The organism is Streptomyces sp. NPDC051133 (genome assembly GCF_040682635.1).
In the GTDB taxonomy this organism is placed as follows: Bacteria; Actinomycetota; Actinomycetes; order Streptomycetales; family Streptomycetaceae; genus Streptomyces.
In genome coordinates this window covers 1-5,515 of record NZ_JBFBBK010000126.1, presented here as the reverse complement: position 1 = coordinate 5,515, position 5,515 = coordinate 1, and the positions used below count along the sequence as shown (strand labels likewise).

Sequence of the window (5,515 nt, the reverse complement as noted above, 5' to 3'; positions counted from 1 at the left end):
GGCGGAGGGGCACAGCGGCGAAGCAGGACCGTAACTCCCCGCGTGTGCACTGCCGCGAGGAAATGGCGGTGAACATGAGGCTCAAGACCGGGGTTTTAGACCGTGTCCTATGTGGTGAGGCGGAGCAGTCGCTTGTAGCAGCAGATGGCCCCGTTGCCGTCTGGCGCCTCGGGCTCCGCGGGTGACGGGTGGGCAGTCACATCCACGAGGACGGCCAGCACGGAGTCGATTCCATAGTCCGCCCAGGCAGCCTGCATGCGCGTGTTGGTTGCGCAGGCGGCGGCCCCGCCGACTGGCGGCCCACTCAGCCAGCGTGTCGAGTGTCGAGCATGTCCAGAGCCAACCGCGACTTCTCTCGGTGAGTGACCTCGGGCGGGACACGGGTGGCAGTCCTGCGGTCGCTGTCCGCTTCCCATGCCCGCAGAGGAACACCCGCCACTGCAGCGGGCAGCAGGCGATGCCGGTCGCCACGGAGGGAATTCGCTCCCCTGCCTCGGCGGCCAGGCGAGCCGGACACACAGCACCGCGACCGCCAGCTCGAACAGCTCATTGCCACGGCCGAGCACACATACAATACGACTCGCCCCGGGAGCGTGACGCTGCCGCGAACGTTTCCCTGGAAAGGCTCCGGGCAGAAGGCGGGTCGTACGAGCACGTCTGCTGAGAGTCCGGTGCCTCGGTACTCCGACTGGGCTTTAGGTCGCAAGTAAAGGCTTCAAAGCCGGGGGGCGGTCACTCGCCACCTGCATAACAATTGTCGCCGAAATAGCCACCCGGGACGAAATAAGTGCCCCTCCAGACCGGGCTTACGCTCGCAGGGACCTGGACGAGATAATAGCAAACTGATCCCGGCAGGTTTATTGTGGCCTTGTGGTAGTAACACTCATACTGCGGAAACATCATGGTCTGGGTGTATCCTGCCGCTTCACAGTGCGGCTTCACAAGTTTCCAGATTGCATTGTCGGTCGGGGTGACAGCCGATGCGTTGGTTGTAAAGCCCGCTCCGATGAGCGCCGTTGCTATCGCCGTGGCCATCAGTCTTCCAATGACTCTTCTTGCTGAACTCGACATGCACGTCTCCAGATTCCTGCTTTGGGCAGTGCCCAGCAGCGGGCTAGCTGCCTCCTGAGGGAGGATCCATGCTGCCGCCGATCGCCACAAGGTGCGATCTGTAAAGAAGCGCGAGAAATATTTTACATGCCGTAGCGCACGGGATCAGCCGCCTGAGCGGCGCTCGCCGGAGATCTGCGGATACCCGCGCTCATTTACCGAAGGGCTGCCTCCAGCCGACGTCACCAGGAGGCGCCGAGGGCACGCGGGAGTTGCAGTGCGCACGGACAAGTGACCACCAGGGCTCCCTGTCCGGGTGGTTGAGACGTCGACATTTCGCCCAACAGCTGGGGATCCCTGCTCGTTATGGCCCCGAATCCGTCACCCGATCAGTGGCCGGGCTGAAGAAGCTCGCTGGACAGACCTCCGGTAGCAGCGCGCTGGCGGTCAGCCGGTACAGCCAGGGACGGTCCCGGGCGGGAAACAGTTGTCCGGGGTGTTGGCCACCACCCGCGATCCCCTCAGCTGTGCAGTGCCGTCATTGTAGATGCCACCGCCCTGGGCCCCTGCGGTGTTGTGACCCAGCATGGAGCGGGTCAGCGTCAGCGTGCCGACGTTGAAGATGCCGCCACCATTGGTGTCGGCCGTGTTGGCTGTTACGCGGGAGTCGATGAGGGGTGCCACGCTGGTGTTGACGATGTCCCCGCCGACACCCACGTAGGTGGTGCCTCTGGCCTCGGGGGAGGTTACAGGGCGGAGGAGAACGACCGGCGTGCGTCGGCGCAGCGTTTCGCTGATCGAGGGCCCTCGACAGGGACAGGAGTAGGGCGGCCGTTCACCGCCCGCGTCAGGGTGTGCCACACGAACCCGCGCGCCGGGGGTGCCCCTATGGGTTTCGTCAACAGGTGAGGCTGGACGGGGGGCGTACAGCAGGGGCTTCGCCTCTGCAAGCCGGTTGCGCAGGTGGATGCCGCCGGCCCAGACGTAGACATAGCCGGAGCCGGCCAGATCACGCCCGCCGAACGTCTGGTAGTCGGCCTGCCACTGCGCTGAGAGGCGGGTGAGAGTGGCGGGCGACAGCCCAGCTGAGCTGCCCCAAAAAACTTCTCCAGGTGGGACGGAGTCTGCTCACAGCGGCCACGTCCAAGCCCCGCCTGAAAACGCGACCGTTCCATGTACGCAACGACCGCTGCCGGCGTCAGGTGCCTCGGTGCCGTGGACGCGCGCGCCGTCGAAGAGCGTCCTTTACCTCCCGCTGCGCGCCTGCGGGCCGACGATGCGCTTCACCTCCGGCCCAAAGGCCTGAGCACTGCGCAAGATCAGAGCCAGGCACCCTGCATGGCCACCGGGTCGAGGGCTAAACTCCCCCTACGAGTTACTGCTTTCGGGCCAACGGCCGCATGGGCTATGGAATAGGATTTCCCCTTTAAGGGCGCAGCCGACTACGCCCGCACAGTGTCACGTTTCAGGGGGCTATCAAGTGCCACGAAGAGTAACCGAAACCGACGCCGTCGAAGCAATGCGTGTACGGGGTGCACGCCCTCTAGAGCCCTTCCCTGGCACTCAACTGCCCTGGAAGTGCCTGTGCTTGACCTGCAATGAGGTGAGTTCGCCACGCTACAACGATGTTGTCAACAAGGGGACGGGGGTCTGCAACAGAACCTGTCGGTCGCGCAAGATCGCAGCAAAGCTCATCCGCGACGGCGCGGAGGCTTGCTCCGTCATGCTCCAGTGGGGCTGGGACCCAGTGGACGACTACCCGGGCGCAGGGAAACCGTGGACTGCCAGATGCATCCACTGCGGGGCGATCAAGCCGAAGAAGTTGGCACACGTTCAGAAGGGCCGTGGCGGCTGCAGCAACTGCGCGGGACGCGATGTCAGTGACGAGTTCGCGCGGAAGACCATGGTCGAGGCCGACCTGGAGCCTCTCGTGGACTATCCTGGATCACTTCAGCCCTGGTTGTGCCGCTGCATGCGCTGCGAACACGTCGGAACTCCGACCTACGCGAAGGTCAGGTGGCGGGGGCATCAATGCTGGTCATGCCGCTCGGAAAAGATCGCAGACGCGCTGCGGCTCGACGAGGAGGAAGCCATCGCCAGCATGCTGGAAAAGGCACTCGATCCGCTCGTTCCCTATCCCGGCAGCACAGAAAAGCCCTGGAAAGCACGCTGCAGGAGGTGTGAGACGGTCCTGGACCCCGGCCCGACTCTGCACAACATCCGGGGCGTGCAGGGAGGTTGCCCCGTCTGTGCAGAGCGCGGCATCGGCCCCACCAAGCCCGGATATCTCTACCTCCTCGTCCACGACGGCTTCCGGGCGCTGAAGTGGGGCATCGCCAACATCGAGCAGAGGCTGGCCCAGCATGTCTCCCAAGGCTGGACGCTGGTCGCTCGTTGGGACTTCGACCTCACCAGAGATGCGTGGGCGTTCGAGCGTCAAATCAAGTCTTGGGTGCGCGGACAAGGCATCCCAAAAGCGTTGACCGCCGATCAGATGAAGTATGGCGGCCACACAGAGACCGCCTACCTCGCCGGCATTGACGTGGAAGCCGTCCAGGCGTACATCGTGATGTTGACTGGCCGTAGCCCGGAGCCGCCCCAAGCAAGCTAGTGCACAGAAGCGGCTGGCTTCGGCGACGCCGCTGTCGTCCGGGTGCGGCTCACGCACCAATCCGTGGCAGTTCCTGGATAAGGCCCTCCGCGTCGTAGTCGGCGCCGTCAGCACGTAAGCAGGCGCGGTCCGCCCACCACGGAGGCAGTGGCGGACCCACCCGCGTCCACGATGCACATCTGCCCCCCGGCACGCTCGATGGGCGGGTGAAGGCGCCGCAGAAAAAGGTGACTTCACCCACGTGGGACGGCGTCAAGTGCGGGCCCGCAGCCGGGCGGGACCAGCTGCGGCGTACATGCGGGATCGATCCCAGACGGCGGCATAGTCGGTGTTCAACTGGTCGAATTCTCCATCCCGGCCGGGCTGTGCCTGGATGCCGCTGCCACAGCCAAGGAAAGGGCGTCAGCTCCCGGCGCCTGCGGCAGGAGTTCACCGGCCGCGTGAACCAGGCGATCCTGCACGGCCGGTTCTAGTCCGGCTCCTACTATGCCGGTTCCTGCGGCGGGGCACCGCTGACCGTGGTCAAGGACTACATCGAGAATCAGAAGCGGCCCGACTGAGCGCGGGCCGCTGGTGGAACATGACGGAAGCGATGCTGCAGCCCTTCACGCCGCAGGGCAGGCTCAGGATCGGATTCCCTCCCCGCCTGAAGACGGGGGGGATTCCCTGTGAAGAACGGGACGGTGCCTGTGTGCCGGCCCCAGCTTTGATCACAGGTCCACGACATGCGACAGGTCGTTCCTGCCGGAGGGGAGCACGTGCTGCCTCAGCGTCCCAGGAGCAGTCCCGTCCCCCTGATGTCGGCATGGATGCCGTCCTTGCCCACTGATACGCGCTGCAGGCGCAGGGTGCCTGCGGATGGTTTCGGGAGTTTGAAGGAGAAAGAGAAGCGGTCGGCGATCTGCGGGTGGGTGAGCTTTGTCAGCGCGTTCAGAAGCGACGGGTCAAGGCCCAGCCGCTTGAGTACCTTCGGGTAGGCGAGCGCCGTGTCCACCAGGTTTACCCGGGTCAGGTCGTGCAGGAAGCGCGGCGCGCCGGTGAGCTCATGGAGCTTGTCCTCGTCGCGCAGTGCCAGGCGCACCCCGTCATCGGGCACACCAAGGCGGCGCACGATCTCCGGCATGGCCAGAAGTGCCTTGATCTTCTCCCCTTGCTGGGTGAGCCGGCGCGCTGATGCGGGAGTGAGGTGAAGCCCCTCGGTGGGGCCGGTGCCGGGCCGGTATGTCGCGAGGTCGCCGATGTCGAGCCGCATGCCGTCCACAGAAGTGGCGATGCCGCGGTCCCCCTCGCGCTTGATGCGGACGTGGGCTTGTACGCGCAGATCCTCTCCCGCGATGCGCAGGGAGCCGAGTGCTTCGATGCGGTCCGCGCCGCTGGCGGTGAAGGCCACCTGTGAGGCGCCGAGCTCGCGGTTCATGTCGGCGAAGGACAGCAAGACTTGCCCGCGCATCTGTGAAACGAGCGCGCCGTGCACCGCAGTGGGGCCGTCGCCGTCGATGCGTATCCGGTAGCCCGTGGCGGTGACCTGGGCGACGGTGACCCGGTGGACTGGAACATCCGGGACGGTGATCCTGACCGAATCCAGGCGTTGTTCCGCCAGCTGGGTCAGGAACGGGAAGCCGCCGATTGTTACCTCGGGAGCCGCAGTCAGATGCAGTTGGTCCTTGAGCCGCTCGGAGGCTGTGCGCTCGGCGTAGAGCAGCGCCCAGCGGTCAGCGAGGGTGAGAAGGCAGGCGAGAGTGAGGGCCCAGGTTACGACTTTCACGATGGTGGGCAGGCCGGTGGCTCGGTTGCGTCGGCGGCTGCCACGCCTGTGGTTGGGCGGTGCCCATGGCTCATCGGTGTCGTCGTTGC

4 protein-coding genes and 1 pseudogene are annotated in these 5,515 nt (G+C 65.4%); 2 read left to right on the top strand and 3 right to left on the bottom strand.

The window, feature by feature from the left end; genetic code table 11:
• Nucleotides 1-732: 732 nt before the first annotated feature.
• On the bottom strand, nt 733-1,035 hold the full coding sequence (locus AB0N17_RS45070; RefSeq protein ID WP_366017501.1) for a hypothetical protein: 303 nt from the start codon (nt 1,033-1,035) through the stop codon (nt 733-735).
• A gap of 462 nt (nt 1,036-1,497) precedes the next feature.
• Nucleotides 1,498-1,734 carry a hypothetical protein gene (locus AB0N17_RS45065; protein ID WP_366017500.1) on the bottom strand — a complete coding sequence of 79 codons (237 nt, stop codon included), beginning with the start codon at nt 1,732-1,734 and terminating at the stop codon, nt 1,498-1,500.
• A gap of 1,063 nt (nt 1,735-2,797) precedes the next feature.
• Here AB0N17_RS45065 and AB0N17_RS45060 point away from each other — a divergent pair.
• On the top strand, nt 2,798-3,661 hold the full coding sequence (locus tag AB0N17_RS45060; RefSeq protein ID WP_366017499.1) for a hypothetical protein: 864 nt from the start codon (nt 2,798-2,800) through the stop codon (nt 3,659-3,661).
• A gap of 395 nt (nt 3,662-4,056) precedes the next feature.
• A pseudogene (locus AB0N17_RS45055) lies at nt 4,057-4,221 on the top strand (transposase); the annotation flags it as partial.
• A 206-nt stretch (nt 4,222-4,427) separates the two neighbouring features.
• Here AB0N17_RS45055 and AB0N17_RS45050 read toward each other — a convergent pair.
• Nucleotides 4,428-5,515: DUF2993 domain-containing protein (locus AB0N17_RS45050; protein ID WP_366017498.1), on the bottom strand; the 1,088-nt coding region annotated here is incomplete at its 5' end.